Annotated in this window: 17 protein-coding genes and 1 riboswitch; of the genes, 9 read left to right on the plus strand and 8 right to left on the minus strand. The window is 49.4% G+C overall.

All coding sequences use genetic code 11. The annotated features are described in order from the left end of the window. Positions 1 to 142: 142 nt before the first annotated feature. Together EDC32_RS05055 and EDC32_RS16270 are read right to left on the minus strand one after the other, a co-directional pair. On the minus strand, positions 143 to 586 hold the full coding sequence (locus tag EDC32_RS05055; protein ID WP_022738517.1) for a hypothetical protein: 444 nt from the start codon (positions 584 to 586) through the stop codon (positions 143 to 145). A gap of 164 nt (positions 587 to 750) precedes the next feature. Further along, positions 751 to 918, minus strand: coding sequence for a hypothetical protein (locus tag EDC32_RS16270; protein ID WP_158283237.1), 168 nt, complete (start codon positions 916 to 918; stop codon positions 751 to 753). 367 nt (positions 919 to 1285) lie between these two features. Between EDC32_RS16270 and EDC32_RS05060 the strand changes: the two genes are divergently transcribed. From EDC32_RS05060 to EDC32_RS05080, 5 genes are all read left to right on the plus strand, one after another. Beyond that, positions 1286 to 2119 carry a hypothetical protein gene (locus EDC32_RS05060; protein WP_132220231.1) on the plus strand — a complete coding sequence of 278 codons (834 nt, stop codon included), beginning with the start codon at positions 1286 to 1288 and terminating at the stop codon, positions 2117 to 2119. Between the two features lie 337 nt (positions 2120 to 2456). Next, a complete protein-coding gene (gene panB / locus EDC32_RS05065; protein ID WP_132220232.1) occupies positions 2457 to 3323 on the plus strand; it encodes a 3-methyl-2-oxobutanoate hydroxymethyltransferase in 867 nt (288 codons plus the stop codon). Continuing rightward, positions 3320 to 4195, plus strand: coding sequence for a pantoate--beta-alanine ligase (gene panC / locus EDC32_RS05070; protein WP_132220233.1), 876 nt, complete (start codon positions 3320 to 3322; stop codon positions 4193 to 4195). Before panB ends, panC begins: the two co-directional genes overlap by 4 nt. Further along, positions 4180 to 4566, plus strand: coding sequence for an aspartate 1-decarboxylase (panD, locus tag EDC32_RS05075; protein ID WP_022738146.1), 387 nt, complete (start codon positions 4180 to 4182; stop codon positions 4564 to 4566). Before panC ends, panD begins: the two co-directional genes overlap by 16 nt. Positions 4567 to 4680: 114 nt before the next feature. Further along, the gene (locus EDC32_RS05080) at positions 4681 to 6051 is read left to right on the plus strand and encodes a tetratricopeptide repeat protein (protein ID WP_132220234.1); all 1371 of its coding nucleotides are present in this window, start codon (positions 4681 to 4683) and stop codon (positions 6049 to 6051) included. A gap of 37 nt (positions 6052 to 6088) precedes the next feature. On the opposite strand, the gene EDC32_RS05085 is transcribed toward EDC32_RS05080, so the two are convergent. Continuing rightward, positions 6089 to 6442 (minus strand): hypothetical protein, encoded by a 354-nt coding sequence (locus EDC32_RS05085; RefSeq protein WP_102992311.1) that lies wholly within the window; start codon positions 6440 to 6442, stop codon positions 6089 to 6091. A gap of 196 nt (positions 6443 to 6638) precedes the next feature. Here EDC32_RS05085 and EDC32_RS05090 point away from each other — a divergent pair, with 196 nt between their 5' ends. Next, positions 6639 to 7160, plus strand: a complete 522-nt coding sequence (locus EDC32_RS05090; protein WP_022738142.1) for an HXXEE domain-containing protein — start codon at positions 6639 to 6641, stop codon at positions 7158 to 7160. A gap of 86 nt (positions 7161 to 7246) precedes the next feature. Here EDC32_RS05090 and EDC32_RS05095 read toward each other — a convergent pair whose 3' ends face one another. The 4 genes from EDC32_RS05095 to EDC32_RS05110 all read right to left on the minus strand — a co-directional run bounded on the left by EDC32_RS05095 (position 7247) and on the right by EDC32_RS05110 (position 11205). Beyond that, positions 7247 to 7966: an ABC transporter ATP-binding protein gene (locus EDC32_RS05095; protein ID WP_132220235.1), complete on the minus strand. Its 720-nt coding sequence runs from the start codon at positions 7964 to 7966 to the stop codon at positions 7247 to 7249. Then, a complete protein-coding gene (locus EDC32_RS05100; RefSeq protein WP_106342423.1) occupies positions 7967 to 9070 on the minus strand; it encodes an ABC transporter permease in 1104 nt (367 codons plus the stop codon). Positions 9071 to 9142: 72 nt separating this feature from the next. Next, entirely contained in the window at positions 9143 to 10525 is a 1383-nt protein-coding gene (locus tag EDC32_RS05105; RefSeq protein ID WP_132220236.1) for a sensor histidine kinase, read from the minus strand. Beyond that, positions 10522 to 11205, minus strand: a complete 684-nt coding sequence (locus EDC32_RS05110) for a response regulator transcription factor (RefSeq protein ID WP_211341903.1) — start codon at positions 11203 to 11205, stop codon at positions 10522 to 10524. Before EDC32_RS05110 ends, EDC32_RS05105 begins: the two co-directional genes overlap by 4 nt. Before the next feature lie 381 nt (positions 11206 to 11586). Between EDC32_RS05110 and EDC32_RS05115 the strand changes: the two genes are divergently transcribed. After that, positions 11587 to 12105, plus strand: a complete 519-nt coding sequence (locus EDC32_RS05115; protein ID WP_106342421.1) for a PCYCGC motif-containing (lipo)protein — start codon at positions 11587 to 11589, stop codon at positions 12103 to 12105. 91 nt (positions 12106 to 12196) lie between these two features. Here EDC32_RS05115 and EDC32_RS05120 read toward each other — a convergent pair whose 3' ends face one another. Continuing rightward, complete coding sequence (locus EDC32_RS05120; protein ID WP_106342420.1) at positions 12197 to 13567, minus strand: MATE family efflux transporter; 1371 nt, start codon at positions 13565 to 13567, stop codon at positions 12197 to 12199. 725 nt (positions 13568 to 14292) lie between these two features. Between EDC32_RS05120 and EDC32_RS05125 the strand changes: the two genes are divergently transcribed. Together EDC32_RS05125 and cobJ are read left to right on the plus strand one after the other, a co-directional pair. Further along, on the plus strand, positions 14293 to 14835 hold the full coding sequence (locus tag EDC32_RS05125; protein WP_132220238.1) for a histidine phosphatase family protein: 543 nt from the start codon (positions 14293 to 14295) through the stop codon (positions 14833 to 14835). Between the two features lie 214 nt (positions 14836 to 15049). Continuing rightward, positions 15050 to 15246, plus strand: a riboswitch (cobalamin riboswitch). Positions 15247 to 15489: 243 nt separating this feature from the next. Continuing rightward, positions 15490 to 17061, plus strand: coding sequence for a precorrin-3B C(17)-methyltransferase (gene cobJ / locus EDC32_RS05130; protein ID WP_132220239.1), 1572 nt, complete (start codon positions 15490 to 15492; stop codon positions 17059 to 17061). Positions 17062 to 17102 lie beyond the last annotated feature (41 nt).

Below are 17102 nucleotides of genomic sequence, written 5' to 3' on the forward strand. Positions count from 1 at the left end.
AGTAAAGCAATAGGCATTGCCAAACAAGGCCGTATTCTTATTCGCGCTTCATCGGGGGCTTCGCTGGTTTAAGAGGTTTTTTACCTGGTTGACGATTCCAGACAAAGACCGCGACCGGTAGCGGGTCGCGATAAATTCATGGTTAATCTATTTCGACGAAATCCACTTTTTCTATGTATACCGCATCCGCATGTAAGATGTCCCGTTTTACGATAAACCTGACCATCTCTTCAGGTAAAGAAACGACTTCGCCGCGTTGGTATTTCAGATAGAGCAGGGCCCATTCTTCATGCGGATGAAACCATTCTTTCACTTTCATTTCACATAACTGACAGGTGGTTGTTGGTTGATTTTCCTTGCTCGGAGTTTGCTTTACGAATACCTCCGCAAACACAAAATCGGCAGCTTCATTGAAGCGGGTGAGATAGTAACTCCGATTTTGTTTTAATTCGGCGGTAATGGATTGCTCAATAAAATAGTGGCGTGCTCTTTCCGCATCGGACGCCATGCAGTACAACCCTTCTTGTCCAAGCAAAGATTGGGAATGGCTAAAAACCCTGTACAATTGCTTTTCAACCAACTCCATCGTGCAGACACCCTCCTCGATATGAAGTACCGCCTCTGATTGGCATCTCTTTAGATGTTTTTTTCTTTGGCGCCATCAAGAAAAAAGCCCCCCAACCAAATCGAATCGAAGGGCTTGATTGATGAGACTCATCACTTTGCCGTGTAAGGAGTAGCCGCAGGATTTTAATTATTTTTATTTTGGAAAAACACTAAAGAGGATGAATCATCTTGCTTGTTGCTGCGGCCACTTTTTGTTTCGCGGCGAAGAATTAAGCTTGAGGCGGTTCGCCAGAGTGCAATTTGCGAATCATAAATGGTCACCTCCTCTCGGTCATTTTTGTTTTTCAACAAATTGAAGCGAATTCCTCCTTAAATCGCAGAAAAATGATAAATTTTTTAAAATATGATGCCGAATGGGTAACCTGCTTTTTGTGTAATTGTCTTTCAATCCTTTTATTCTAATGAAAATAATAGATTTTTCAGGGATGAATGGTGGGAAATGCGCTGGTTTTACGCAAAGTGGCTGCGGAATTTTTGTGCAACAATTTGTAACAAATTACGAAAATGAGCGGTTTGAGTACGACAGATTGCGGTGATGCTACTATGCGTGCCACGTGCTGCATATGGTAAAATGGTTGTGGTGATATTGAAGGGGCCTTCTCGGTGTGAATTAGCAGAAATTTGTGAATTAAATTGCCTTGGCGGAGGGGATTTTGGCATGGGAGTGGCCTTAGGGGGAATGGTGTTGGGGGTAGGTTGCATCCGCCTGCTTATTTTTGTACGTCGTTACCGGTTTTGCTTGTCTAAGCACACCGGTATGATGGTAGCCATGGCTGGCGCGACGATGGCGGGACTGCTATCGGGAACCATTTTGGGAATCTTATTCGGGGGCAACCTATTTTTGCCGACGGAATGGGCCATGCTGTTCAGCTTGTTGCTGGGGTATTGGTTGGGCAAGCCCAGTGGTTTGTTAGCCGCAGTGGATGGGATTGTGGCTGGGATTATGGGCGGGATGATGGGGGCCATGTTGGGTGTGATGGTGCTGAGAGAAGCGCCAGATCTGACAATCGTGTTAATGGCCGTTTTGTTTTTATGTGTCACGCAATTGCTTGTTCAGCTAATCAGGGAGGAGGCTGAAGTGTTACCGGGTTTGGGAGTAGGGGATTGGGTGATGTGGGGTGGAACCCTGCTCATGGTGGCTGCACTAGGGTGGCAACAAGTCGGTTTGTTTATATTGGCTGACGCGCCGTCACATCACTCCCACCATCCTAAAGCGGTGCAAGCTGAGCAGCTTACTGGGATGCAGGTGGCACAAGCCCTTGTTGATGAGTCCGGATGGTCAGGCATGATCCAAGCGAAAGCGGGCATTCCGTTGCGATTGCAGGTGGTGTCAAAGTCAGAGGCGGATTGTGGACAAGGGCTCCAAATCGACGAATTCCAGATTTCAACCCCGTTGGCGGACGGCAAGGCTACCGTCCAATTTACCCCGATCCACCCGGGGACGTACCCCATGCGTTGCGGAGGCAAGGTTGGTTGGCTGTTGGTGGAATGAAGATGAAATTTGGTAATGGTTGTGGTGATCTTGGTTTGCTGTAGAAGGACATCCTTCATTGAAATGAATCGTAAAGAAATTTATTGCATTGTGTTTTGATTTTGGTTAACCTATAGCTGGGGAAAAGGCGGCATCCACAAAAATTGGAGCTGCACTGTGTAACCTGTGTGATTTGAACAAACTAAGCAAAGAAGCCATTTTCTGCTTCGAGCCTTTGGGACGGAGACAGAGCAAGCGGTCAAGGATGCATGGCGCCCTTTTAGTCCCTTTGTGTGGCTGATAGCGGCGTTTTCTATTTTCTCTGACCCAAGGGCCCTATGAAAAAGGAGGGTTCCTTGTGAGCACAGCTAAAAAACGTGTGACAACCCGAACATTAATCAAGATGAAACAAGCAAATGAACCGATTGCCATGATCACAGCTTATGATTATCCAGCGGCGAAGATGGCTGAGGCGGCTGGAGCGGACATGATTTTGGTTGGCGATTCGCTGGGCATGGTTGTGTTGGGCTATGATTCCACCATCCCGGTAACGCTGGAAGACATGTTGCACCATACGAAAGCGGTTTCTCGCGGTGTCAACAGGGCGATGGTGATTGCCGATTTGCCATTTATGGTAGCCCACCTGTCGCGTGATGAAGTGTTGAAAGCTGCAGCGCGTCTCATGCAAGAGGGCGGAGCCTACGGAGTGAAGCTGGAAGGTGGTCGGGAGATTATAGAGAATGTCCGTGCTTTGACCCAAGCCGGCATCCCTGTGGTGGGGCACCTTGGTTTGACTCCGCAGTCAGTTAACCAATTGGGCGGTTACGTCATCCAAGGCAAAGAGTTGGCGGCAGCTGAGCGGTTGATCGAAGAAGCGCAACTTCTGGAACAAGCCGGCATTTGCGCATTGGTGCTGGAGTGCGTCCCCGAAGAGTTGGCGCGCCTGATCAGTGAGAAGTTGCGGGTGCCGACGATTGGCATTGGCGCTGGGCGCCATTGCGATGGGCAAGTGTTGGTATTTCATGATGTGCTTGCACTCGGCGGTGAGTGGCATCCCTCATTTGTCAAAGTGTATCGCCAAGCGGGCCGCATAATGACTGAGGGGATTGCAGAGTATGTACAAGAAGTGAAAAATCGCCAGTTCCCGCAAGAGGAGCATGTGACGCACTTGGCTGGCGAAACAGCGGAGCAATTGTATGGAGCGAAAGAAGGAGCAACCGCATGAAAACGATAGAAACCATTCATGAATTGAGAACGGCGTTGAAATCGCATCGTCAAGGGATCATTGGCTTTGTGCCGACGATGGGTTATCTTCATCAGGGGCATCTGAGCTTGGTCGAACGGGCCAAACAAGAATGTGACACCGTGGTGATGTCCATTTTCGTAAATCCATTGCAATTCGGTCCCGGTGAGGACTTGGATCGCTACCCGCGAGATTTAAAGCGGGATCAAGCGCTTGCCGAGGTGGCCGGTGTGGACTTTTTGTTTCACCCTTCTGTCAGTGAGATGTATCCCACAGAACCATTGACCCAGGTGCATGTGGAGAAAGTGACGGAACGCTTGTGCGGCGCTTCCCGGCCAGGCCATTTTGCGGGCGTGGCCACGGTTGTGACCAAGCTGTTTCATATCGTGGCCCCGGATCGTGCCTATTTTGGCATGAAAGACGCCCAACAAGTGGCGGTGATTGAGCAGATGGTGCATGATCTGCATTTCCCAGTGACGATTGTCCCATGTCCGACGGTGCGTGAACCAGATGGGCTGGCGCTCAGTTCCCGCAATGTTTATTTGTCTCCAGAGGAAAGGAAGCAGGCGCTTGTCATTAACCGGACTTTGCGGGAAGTAGAGCAGAAATGGACGCAAGAGCAATTCACTGGCGCCGACGAGTTGGTTCAGTTTGTGCGTGATCGGATTCAGACTGCGCCGTTGGCCGATATCGACTATGCGGAAGTGTTAACCTATCCGCGGCTGGAAAAGCCCGGCGCCGCATGGAAGGAGCAACGTTTGATCGTCGCTGTTGCTGTGCGCTTCGGGAAAACGCGTCTAATCGATAACGTACTGCTTGATGGGAGAGGGGAAAAGTCGTGTTCCGAACAATGATGAAGGCCAAAATCCACCGCGCGACGGTAACGGAAGCAAATTTGAACTATGTGGGTAGCATCACCATTGATCAAGACATTTTGGACAAAGTGGACATCTTGCCGAATGAAAAAGTGCAAATCGTCAACAACAACAATGGTGCCCGGCTTGAAACGTATGTGATTCCCGGTGAACGGGGGAGCAAAGTCATTTGCTTGAACGGAGCCGCTGCTCGTTTGGTGCAACCGGGTGACCGCGTTATTATCATGTCCTATGCGCTGATGGAAGAGCAGGCGGCCCGGTCGCATAAACCGGTTGTCGCCGTACTGGATGAAGAAAATAATATTGTAGAAATGCTGGGAGAAGAAGTACACGGCACCGTGCTGGTGTGACACGCTTTTTGCCCCTCCATGTGCATATGGGGGGGCGTTGTTGTTGTACATGGCTTTCCCCTCATTTGGGCATACTTACCACATGCAATGTCGGAATAACGAGGGGGAAGCGGGATGTATCATCAGCAATGGCTACAATTGGTCGAACAGGCGTTAGATGAAATAGAGACGCAGTATCCCAAAAGTCCGGTTGCAGAAAAAAGCAAATGGCGCAACCGATTTCGTGAAATTAAAAAATCATGTGATCAGATGCTGGAGTCTTGGGCTGCAATCATGGAACAAGTGACCAAATTGATGGAGAAGTATCCGGATTTAGACGGTGGAGATGAAGAGATCGAAGAAGAGGTGTGGCTGCACGAATCGGCGGTGCGTTCATTTCGGCAGGGGCAAGGTTACTATGGGCTGACGATGTTTAAGGAAGCCAATCAGCTGTTTCAACAAGTGGTCGAGCAGGAGCCCGACTTTCTGCTCGGGCGAATTTATCTGGGTTTGAGCCTTTTTCACGAAGGGCAATGGCATGAAGCCGAACGCCATTTTCAAATCGTAGCCAGTACGGAAGCACATGATTCTTTCGTGGGGTTCGCCCATCAAATGCTGGGTTGTATTGCCGTTAAGCGGGGGGATGATCGCAAAGCGATCAAACAGTTTTCCAAGGTTACATCGCTCTTGCCCGACCATGCGGATGCGTGGTTTAATCTGGGAGCGTGCCATTATCGATTGGGAGAGTATCATGAAGCGGTTCCGTATTTTTATCACGCTTTGTCCATCAATGAAGACGATTGGGAAGCAATGTATTATCTATCCCATTGCTATCGGCACTGTCAAGAATGGAGCAGTGTCTCTTTTTGGCGTCTGGCTTCATATGAAAAAACCAATCATCCCCGCATTTTGGAATCAATCGCACATGATTATGAAGAGATGGGAGAGCATGAACAAGCTTTAGCTTGGTATCAGCGCTTGCTTGGATTGGACCCAAAGCATGCAGGAGCTTATCACGGCGTGGCTTGGAATTTGTGGGCGTTGGGGCGAACCGAAGAAGCGATCTTGTGGCTCAAAAAAGGGCTAACTTTGTTTCGGGACAATCAATCGTTGTTATTTGCCTATGTGTGGATGGAAATGGCTAGCGGCCAGGTCGCCAAAGCAGAACGGACGCTGTCGCGGTTGCCCTTGGAACAGAGCGAGCAGCCGATGTGGTTAGCCATGCGTTCACATCTTTCTTCGCATCAAGGGAATTACCTTGAGGCCAATCGGTTGGCGGAACGATTGATCCAGCAAGATCTTCCCGCTTTAAGGGCGTTGGGCCATTATCAGCGGGGGCGTATCCAGCTGGAGCAGAAACGCGTGGATGAAGCGATGCACCATTTTAAAGAAGCGCGCCAGCTGGCCAAGGGTTGGAAAGATCCGCTTTTCTTTGAAGGAGTGTGCCACTTGATGAAAGGATGCCCTGACAGCACTCGCACATGCTGGAGTGAGATTGTCACATAAAGAAAAAGCCACTTCATCGCCGGATGAAGTGGCTTTGTTATTGCGGTTTGAAATAACGCATATAGGAGGATTGGTTGGTGGGCCGTTTAAACAGCAGACGGCCGTTCATATCATAATGGTATTCCATTTCGCGGTACTGTTCCACGACCCAATGACCCGCGCCTTTTGACATAGCGGGTGGATCATATGCTGGAACCGTAGTCGTTTTGACCCATTCCATCCCGTACTCGACCCGCTCCGCAGTGTGTTCGGGGGTTTTAGCTAGTGAAGGGACGGATTCTTCAATGGCGATGCTTTCCTTCCCGGCGATTAGTGCAAGCATCATCAGATTGATGCCAGCCAACGTGCCGATGGTGATTTGCCTCCATGATGGATGTTTCTTTTCCTGCAACGGTTCCACCTCCCCATCGACCACAGTATATGTGAAAGATAGACGGGTTAGTCCTCACAGCTGCATTTTGACCTTGTACTCAGCTGGATGAAGGAGTATGATCAAAGGTGACAATGACCGGTTCGGCGACCGAAGACAACATGGTCGAACGGGGATCACTTGACTGCGCAGTGCTGGCATAAGGAGAGATGCACCCGTGTTTGATCTGTCTTTTCTTTATTTTCAATGGTTGTTTCCCATTGTTGTCACGTTGCATAATCTGGAAGAAGCGATTTGGTTGCCTGCATGGTCGCAAACAGCGGGTAAGTGGCATGCCAAAGTGGGGAAGCGAGAATTCCGGTTTGCCGTCTTGGTTTTGACCGTTCTTGCATATGGATTAACCTATCTAAGCTGGTCAAACGGACCGGAAAGTGTGTGGTCTTATCTGAATTGTGGATATATATTGGCCATGCTCTTAAATGTGTTTCTCCCCCACGTGGCGGCAACCATTGCCTTGCGCCGGCCTTGCCCTGGGATTTGGACGGCAGTGGCCTGCAATTTGCCGATCAATTCATTGCTGTTGTATCTCGCTTTCCACGATCAATGGATCACAGGTAAGACCTTTCTGATCTTTGCACCGTTTACCGTGGCAGGGATTGCCTTATCTATCCCGCTCCTTTTTTTCATCGGCAAACAATTGCCCACCATCAAACGGAGGAATTCATCTCGTTCCTGCTGATCGGCCGCCTCTTAGCGGTGCCGTTTGCATGGCAGAGACACCCGATTTCCCTGATACGGGAAATCGGGTTTTGTGTTACCGGTAGGTTAGTGGTGGCTGTGTAGCGGTTGCGAGGCGGCTTTCATCCCGGCGGTTGCAATCAGCTTGCCGTCTTTGATTGTCAAAACCCGATCACACAGATCTAGCACTCGTTCATCATGTGTAACCATGATCGCCGCTTTTCTCCTGGTTTTAACCTCATCCGCTAACATCTCCACCACCTGCCTGCCCCGTTTGGAGTCGAGGCTGGCTGTGGGCTCGTCGGCTAGGATCAATTCAGGGCTGTTCATCCACGCGCGCGCGATGGCCACCCTTTGTCGTTCTCCGCCCGACAGATGCTCGGGATAATGGTTGCGACGATGAGCGAGTCCCAAGTGCGCCAACAATTCATCGGCTTTTTGTTCCGCCTCTATGCCGCGTTTTTTGGCGATCTCAGCGACTAACAACAACTGGTCTCGCACCGTCAAGAAAGGAACGAGGTTGGATGTTTGAAAGACAAAACCGATTTTGTCCAACCGGATCTTGGTCATTTCCTTGGCGGAAAGGTTAGTAATATCTTGGCCGTCAAGGATGAGGCGACCTGCGGATGGGGACAGCAACACCCCAGCGATCGACAACAGGGTGCTTTTTCCTGAACCAGATGGGCCGACGATAGCGACAAATTCGCCTTCGTTTACATGAAAAGAGACATGATCCAGCGCTTTTACGGCGTTGTCTCCTGTGCCATATCGTTTGCTTACATCTTCAAACGCTAGTTTTGTTTTCATTTATTCTGCCCTCCCGATTGCTTCAATCGCATCCACGTTGGCGATGCGGCGCAAAGATAACAATGACCCCAATACGGACACAACCAACAGCAATCCGGAAAAGAGGAAAAATGTTTCTACGTCCAATCTGAAAGGCACGCTTTCCGGCAGGATCGATTCTACTCCGTATGTGAATCCGACACTAATTAAGATCGCTGTGACGGTGAGCAAAATCACTTGCCCCATCAGGCTGCGCGCCAGATCGGATGTGTTGGCGCCAAGCGCTTTTAACACGCCGAATTGATTGGTTTTTTGCAGAGTGATCACATAGAAAAACACGGCTTGTACAAATGAAGCGATCACAAAAAGAAAGACAATCATCATGGAGAGTGATCCTTGCTCTTCTTTATATCCGGGAAGATTCTGCAACGCGTCCTCTTTGGTGATCACATCGATCTCACTCACATCCCGTTTCAGCTCGTCAGCTTGAGAGGGAGTCATTTGTAATGCAATTGCGCTGTAATACCTTTGTTTCAGTTGTGGATTAGCGCGGATTAGATCGTCCCAATCTTTTAAATTCATAAACACTACTGGTGAATGGCTGAAGGTGTGACCCTCCGTAAATCCAACCACTTTCCATTTTTGATTTGTTTCGGGATCTTGGAGCCAATCCCCCAATCCAATTCCTTCTTGCTTAAGGGATGCATCCACCACCACTTGGTTTTTGTCCGTATTGTTGAAGTGGCTTCCTTCGGTAATGACGGGGGCTAGAAATTGGTTCGCGTCGATAGCGAAAAGGGTGACATCCATTTTGTTTTTGGTGCCCGCCTTGGTGACGGACAGCATTTTTTGTCCTAACGGGGTTGCTCCTGTCCCGGCTGTTATTTGTTTGATTTCCGTCCATTTATCCTCAGGGATCTGCGATCGGTTTAGTTTGTTTTCAGAGTCGGGTTGGATCACGAAATGATCCGCCTTCATGTTTAATAACGCGGCGGCATTGTCGGCGGACAGTCCATTGGCTAGGCCGGAGATAATGAAGACCAGCCAGGAAATGAGAATCATGATAAACCCGATCAGGAAATAGCGCAACTTGGCAAATTTCAGCTCTCTTAGGGCCAGAAACAAGTTTATTCACTCCTTTTCTGTGGTTCTGGCCCCATTATAGAAAGCAAATATGAACGGCAAATGAATGGAAAGTTACATCTGGGGCAGGCGAACGGTGAAGGTCGTCCCTTTGTTTTCTTGACTTGCCACTTCGATGTTTCCTTGGTGCGCTTCGATGATTTTATAGACGATCGCTAGTCCCAGTCCGCTACCATGATCATTCCGTTCCCGGGCTTTGTCTACTTTGTAAAACCGGTCGAAAATTCGCGGGAGATCCTGCTCCGGGATGCCGATCCCTGTGTCTTGAACAATTACGGCGATTTCTTTTTTACGTGCTTTGTCAATTTTGATCGTGATGGTTCCCCCGCGTTCAGTGAACTTGATGCTGTTGGTAAGCAAATTGATCCACACTTGATGTAGCAATTTGGGGTCGGCTTGAATGAAGGTTTCCGGTAACTCCATCTCAATGGCCAAGTCTTTTTTTCGCCATTGCCACTCCATCATGAAAACCACTTGTTTGATCTGGTCGGCCAAATCAAAGGTTGTCTTTTCCAACGCTCCGGCTTCTTTATCCAAGGAGGCCAACGTCAGCAGCTGTTTGCTCAACAAAGACAAACGATGGCTTTCTTTCTCGATGATAGACAAATAATGTTTTTGTTGCGCAGGGGGAATCTCTTCCGACTGCAATGTTTTGGAAAAGCCTTGGATCGATGCCAGAGGGGATTGAATTTCGTGGGACACGTTGGAAACAAACTCCTGCCGCATTTCGTCAAGGCGTTGCAAGCTTTGGGCCATGTGCGTAAAATGCCTTGCCAGCTGTCCGATTTCATCTTCGCGGTCCACATTTAACGAAAGGTTGTATTTGCCTTGGGCGACGATTTTCGTGGCGCGAGTCAGGATTCTGATCGGTTTGACGATGTAATGTGTACCAGCAAACACAAAAGCCACACTCAAGCCGATGGTGAGTGCGACCAACACGGCGAAAAATACCCGCATCTCCCCGAATAAATATTCAATGTCGGGTCGGATGAAAAGAGCGTGGCGCTTCCCTTTGATATCAATGGGAACGCCGATGGTGTTGCTCAATTCGTCATCGAAAAACCCGGTCACAAATATCTGTTTGGGGTATTGCGCGATGCCGTGGTATGTTTGTCCGCGCAAGACGTGGTTAATGGCGGCCGGCGCCAAGGTCGTGCCGCTGAATGGCCTTCCGAATGTTATCAGTTTTTTGCGTTCGTCTGTCAAAGCGATTTGATAACCCAGATCAGCCACGCTGTCCAGATACTGGTGCAGGTCGACTTCGGAGTTTGCTTGGTAAAATGATGTGACATTTTTGGCCATGCGGGTGATTTTTTCGTTATTGTAAGGTTTCAATTTGATTTGATAATAAAGGTTGCTCAATAAAAAAGCGATCAATCCGCTCAGTAACATAATAAAAATGGTCGTGGCCACAAACCTCATGTATAGTGTTTTCACTGTGTGTCGGCCTCCAATTTGTATCCGATTCCCCGTACGGTTTTGATCGTGAAATCATGCGTTTTATGTTTAAATCGTTCCCTTAACCTTTTCACATGCACATCAACCGTGCGCATGTCCCCTTCGAAGTCTGGCCCCCAGATCAAATGAATAAGCTCTTCCCGCGTGAAAACGCGATGGGGATAGCTGGCTAGTTGGGACAACAATGCGAACTCCTTCAAAGGAAGGATAATCGTCTGTCCGCGGCACCGCACTTCATAGCTTTTGCGGTTAATCACTGTCTGCCCGAGTTGGATGCAATCCGCATTGACCATGCGGTAGCGCCGCAATAATGCTTTGGCCCGAAACAGCAATTCTTTTGGTTCAAACGGTTTGACCAGATAATCGTCGGTTCCAGACTGAAACCCTTTTTCTTTGTCAAGTAGCTGATCCTTGGCTGTCAGTATGATAACGGGGATGTCATAAAAATCGCGGATGTCTTGGCACAGCTCATAGCCGTCTTTGCGCGGCATCATGATGTCCACCACAGCCAAATGAATTTGCTCTTCTTCCAAAATTCGCATCGCATCTTCCCCATCTGCCGCTTCAAACACGGTAAATCCTTCTTTCTGAAAATGAAAGCGTACCAGTTCTCTGATGTTCACGTCATCATCGGCAATCAACATATGTAACATGAGCAAAAACCTCCAAGTCAAGTAAACAAAAGCTTCCAAAGTTGGTCTGATATGCCATCGCGAAAACCACAAGGAAGAAAGAAAGCCCTAATAAAGATAGGGTACCATATCCTATCAGGCAAGTGAAAAGCGCCTGCATGCAGATCACCCGCTCTCTTCTGCGGCTGTAAAGTGTCGGCAAAAAGTTCCCGGCGGCTAGGGCGTGTCTGATGAATAGGACAGCGGCTCCAAAACCATTTTCTCATTCGCTTCACTTGTGCATCGGCGCTCCTCGAGAATAGGTTTTTCCGCCGATTCTTTCCCACCAACTTGATTTGCCAGACACACCCTAGTTGCATTGTGTGTTATCATTTTTCATGTGGTTTTCCGAATTCGAGGTGAAGGGGGATGCATGTGCAACAGAAAAAATGGGCGATCGCGCTGGGTGCGTTGATGATCGTTGGCGGTTTGGCCGGTTGCGGCGTTCAGGAGGGAGCACAATCCCACGATTCTACGAGCCATGCTAACCATGGCGGACAACAGCATGTAGCCGGTGATGTTCGCGAATTGACGGCGGGAGTAACAGTGTTGCCTTCATTTGTGAAGGGGTTAGACCCCAAGGTAGGGCAGATCTACCAAATTGCCGCGGCGAACGCCGATGTGTTGAAATCGATGCCCTGCTATTGCGGTTGCGGAGAAAGTGTTGGACATAAGAGCAATCTGGATTGCTTCATCCACGAGATGAAACCGAACGGCCAGGTCGTATGGGATTCGCATGGCACCAAATGCGGCACTTGCCTAGATATTGCGGCGGAGTCGGCCATGCTGAAGCAAGAGGGGAAATCGTTGAAAGAGATTCGGCAAATCATCGACAGCAAGTACAAGGATGGCTATGCGGCGCCGACGCCGACACCTATGCCTTCATAAAAAACAGCACTCCCCAGTGTGTAGCCAAATGGTGGGGAGTGCTGTTTTTTTGTGATGGACGATATCAGCCTGCTGTATTCCGGTTTGTTGGTCATCGCAACTGTCTGGCGGGAGACGGTGCTGAGTGGCGGCGTTGGATTCGTATCAGGCGGCCCATCAGGAAGATCGCGCCGAAGGCCAAGCCGGAGATCAAGCCAATCCAGTAACCGAACGCGCCGAATGCCAGGTAGTTTGCCAACAGATAACCGATCGGCAACCCCAAGATCCAGTAAGAGATGAGGGCTACCAGAAATGCGGAGTTGACGTCCTTGTACCCGCGCAACGCCCCTTGAATGGGGGTGGCGATGGCATCTGATAATTGGAAAAAGATGGCATAGATCAAAAATTGTTTAGTCAGTTCCAATACGGTAGGGTCGGTAGTATAAAATCCGGCCACCTGCTCATTGAAGAGAATCAGCGCGATGGCGCAAATCACGGACATCAAGAGGGCGATCCCGATGCCTAGGAAGCTGTATTGGCGTGCGTCTTTGCTCCTCTTCGCCCCCACTTCAAAGCCGACGGCGATGGTCAAGGCCATGGAGATGCTCAAGGGCACCATGTAGAGGAACGATGCGAAGTTCAACGCCGCTTGGTGGGCGGCGATAGTCGCCGTGTCATAACCACTCATTAGTAGCGTGACGGCGGCGAAAATGCTGGTTTCGAAGAAGATCGCAAACCCGATGGGGACGCCAATCTTCAATTGTTCCTTCCATGCGGACAAAGACAGTCGGAACCATCGAGAGAACACGCGATAGTCGGAAAAGGGTTTGACTCGAGCGATCACTGCGAAGCTGATAAACATGATGCACCAATACGTAATCGCCGTAGCATAACCTGCTCCGACCCCACCCAACCGGGGAAAGCCCCATTTGCCAAAGATCAGCAGATAATTCAACCCGACATTGATTGGCAAGGACAGCAGGATGATGAACATGCTGACCCGTGTTTGACCCAACGCATCCATAAAACAACGCAAGACGGTATAGATAAATAGTGGCACAATGCCAAATGCCAGCGCGATTAAATAGTCGTGGGCGATCTGCCGAACCTGCGTTTCAAGGCTCATTCCGTTCAGGATGGGATCAAGGAGAAAAGTCCCGCATAGGATGACCGCGGCTGCTATGGCCACCGCCAAGTAAATGCCTTGAATCACTTTAAATGGCACTTCGTTGTTCCGCTTGGCCCCGACTAATTGGGAGACGATCGGGGACAACGATAACAAAATCCCGTTCAACCCAGTGAAGACGGGAGACCAAATGCTAGAACCGATCGCCACCCCGGCTAAGTCACGGGCGCTGGCGTGGCCTGACATCACCGTATCGAAAAAGTTCATTGAAAACAGAGTCAATTGGGTCACGAGAATAGGTAATAAAATAATCAGAAACTGGTATGTTTTTTGTTTTACAGAATGTGTTTGATTCATTGTTCTCTTCCTCTTATATTGAAAATCAACGCGCATCTTCCGTCCACGCTAGCAGATTTGAGAGGGTAATTCAATGCTTTTTTTCAAGTCAAATAGGCGTGGAATCTCGTAGCGCAGATTTAGATAATCAACACCCCAAAAAAGTCAGTTTTTTGAAAGCGGCGTTCAGCAACCATGCGCATAAGACGCAGCCATCGTTAAGGGACATGCTACCAATAAGCCGACAACCCGCGTGGGACAAATGGATGTGTCAGCCTTCTTGACGCAAGTGGCTTCAAAACCATTTTCTCATTCGCTTCACTTGTGCATCGGCCTCCTCGAGAAAAGGTTTTTCCGCCGTTTCTACCCTACCAACTTGATTTGCCAGACACACCCTAGTAGGCCACCAAACGCCGTCCAGGGTGAAGCCGTGTGATTGCCATTGAGATACACCTCGCTTTGCAATGAGCTCGCAGGTTGGCACTGAGCGGGCATGGATATGAGATTTGCCCCTTCCTGCAATTTTATTTATTAGATTATAAAAAATATTATATAATTGGATTGTTGATGGGGCAAAATGAGTAACTTCTAAGATAAAAGTGATGTACGGAGAATCTTTTCCCGATGAGTGAATGAAGCGAGAGAAAAGGAGATTGGAATACGAGCCCTTCGCTATCTCCGCGTTGTTTTCATACACTTGTTCCGCTGGTCGCTGGCGGCTGTTTCAAGCAGAAAGGATGGAATGCATGAAAATCGGTTTGGTTCGTCATTTTAAAGTGAAGAAAGATTTTCCGAAAAAATTTTTGCTGACACAACAGGAATTATCGCAATGGATTCAGGAGTATGATGTCGCTGATATAGAAGAAGGCGAAGTGGATTTAGGAAATATCGCATGGAAACGCTGTTTCACCAGCGATTTGCCGCGGGCGGAAAAAACAGCGCGCAAAATTTATCAAGGGCCGATCACCGTGACAAAAGCATTGCGTGAAATCCCGATCTGTCCGCTTTTTCGCAACCAAGAGGTGAAATTGCCGCTTTGGGCCTGGGGTTTGATTATGAGGGGAGCTTGGCTTTGCAATCACCGCTCGCAAATAGAGGTCAAACAGGATGTACAGAGGCGCTTGACGGACGTCATAGATGAAATCATGTCCCGCAACGGGGAAGACACGCTGATTGTCAGCCATGGGATACTGATGGTGTCCATACGCCAAGAACTCCTGAAAAGAGGATTTAAGGGGCCACGCTTGGGCACACCGGCAAACGGCAGGATGTATGTGTTTGAAAAATGAGCCCTGGATAGCGGCATGGAAATGGCGCAGAAATGGGTGTGTATTCTATCAGAAAGTTGACCTGATTTAAACTGTTAATCAACTATGAATAATCAAGGAATTAAAAGCATCCGATTAAAATGACGCGTCTATTCTGCGATAATGCCGGTGGAAAAATTGAAAATATGCAGGCTAGTAAGTTACAATTTCAATATAATGATTTTGTTAAAAAATGAATATCTTTGTGGGAAAAGGTGGAGCGCAAGATCTGCGCTCCCGAAGAGGGAAGATCGGTGAGAATCCGACGCGGTCCCGCCACTGTGAATGGGGAGTCTGAGTTTGGCCACTGCATTTGTCGATGATGGGAAGGCCAGATTCAAACTAAGACGATGATCCATGAGCCAGGAGACCTGCCTTTTCTGACAACACCGCTTGACCTACGCGGATGGGGAGGTGTTTATAGGGACGGCAAGAGATGCATGTGCCCATGTGGGATGTGTCTACTTGGTGTCTGCGATTCTGCGCCTATAAACACTTTCTGCCCGAGTGAGCGGAAGGTGTTTTTTCATTTTCCTGACAGATCAAAGTGTGTTGGAAGGAGCTTTTATTCGCTTTGATGGTTGAACATTTTTAATAGAATTAATATTCAATTATATCATGAGATGGGGTGATTGGATGGGCCGTCCAGTCGGCAAGATCTTGTTGGTCGGGTTTGGGCCGGGACATGCGGAGCACATAACGGCGCGTGCCCGTTCTGCGTTGATGGAGAGTGAAGTGATCGTCGGGTACAACACCTATGTAGACCTTATCCGTCCGCTTTTAACGACGCAACAGATTGTGCGCACCGGAATGACGGAAGAAGTGAGCCGGGCGCAGGAGGCGGTCAGGCTGGCGGAAGCTGGCAAAAAGGTGGCGGTGATTTCCAGCGGTGATGCTGGTGTGTACGGGATGGCCGGTTTGGTTTACGAGGTGTTGATTGAAAAAGGGTGGCGCCCGGAAACTGGCATCGATGTGGAGGTGATCCCGGGAATTTCGGCGATCAACTCGTGCGCTTCGCTGTTGGGGGCGCCGGTGATGCACGATGCTTGCACCGTCAGCTTGAGCGATCATCTGACGCCATGGGAAGTGATATCAAAGCGGATTGAAGCCGCTGCCGCTGCCGACTTCGTCATTGCCTTGTACAACCCTCGCAGCGGGCGCAGAACCAAGCAAATCATTGAAACGCAAAAAATCCTTTTGAAATACCGTTCCCCGGATACCCCGGTGGGATTGGTGAAGAGCGCTTATCGCGAACGGCAGCAGGTGGTGTTGACCACTCTTGGTCAGATGCTGGATCACGAGATTGGTATGCTCACCACCGTGCTGATCGGTAATGGGAGCACGTTTGTGCATGAAGGATTGATGATTACACCGCGTGGATATCAGCGCAAATATACATTGGACCAGACCGTGCAGGCTTTGAAACCGCACGAGCGCCTGCGTCCAGAAGCAGAGCCGTGGGCACTTGATGCTGCGGGTACGCCGGACGCGGCAGACGAAATGAGTCCCGTGCAGTTAGCTGAAGAAGCGCTGTCGATGTTGGAAAGGCGCGAGACGGGCGTCGCGTCGATTTTTGAAGTGGCGGTGTCAGCGGGCTTGGCAGAGAAAAAAATCTCACCGGAGCAGATGCGCTGTTTGGCAGAAGTGGCTGGAGCAGAGGGGGAGATCCATTATACGCCGGATCATCGGTTGTTGCTGAAAGTGCCGACGGAAAACCCGGATCGCATGGTGGAGCAGTTGAGCGCGGCGGGACTTCTTCTGGAGCCGGCAGGAAATGTAGTTCAATTGAAGGCTTGTGATTTTTGTGATGGGGACAAGGGGGAGTCGATTCCGCAGTTGGAGGAATTACAGAAACGGATTGGGGGCTTGAGCGTCCCTAAGGAGCTGAAAATCGGGTTTAACGGTTGTGCGATGGCTTGCTACGGAGCGGTGACTGAGGATATTGCCATTGTTCATCGTCGTGGCACGTATGATTTGTTTCTGGGAGGCAAGAAAATTGGGCGCAACGCCCAAGTGGCCAAGCGGGTGGCGGAAGGGCTCACCCCTGATGAGTTAATTGACGCGGTTGAACAAACAGTGCGCGCCTATAAAGAACAGGCTGAGCCCAATGAGCGCTTCCATAAATTTTTCAAACGGGTGGAAGAGATTGGTGGGTTCCGATACACCGAAGGCCAGATCACGATTGAACCGCTAGCTTGTGGCGATTAGGCGGGGGGAGGTTATCGTTCTTGCTCGGAAGAGCATGTAGT

The sequence above is a fragment of the Laceyella sacchari genome (assembly GCF_004343255.1).
GTDB lineage: Bacteria > Bacillota > Bacilli > Thermoactinomycetales > Thermoactinomycetaceae > Laceyella > Laceyella sacchari.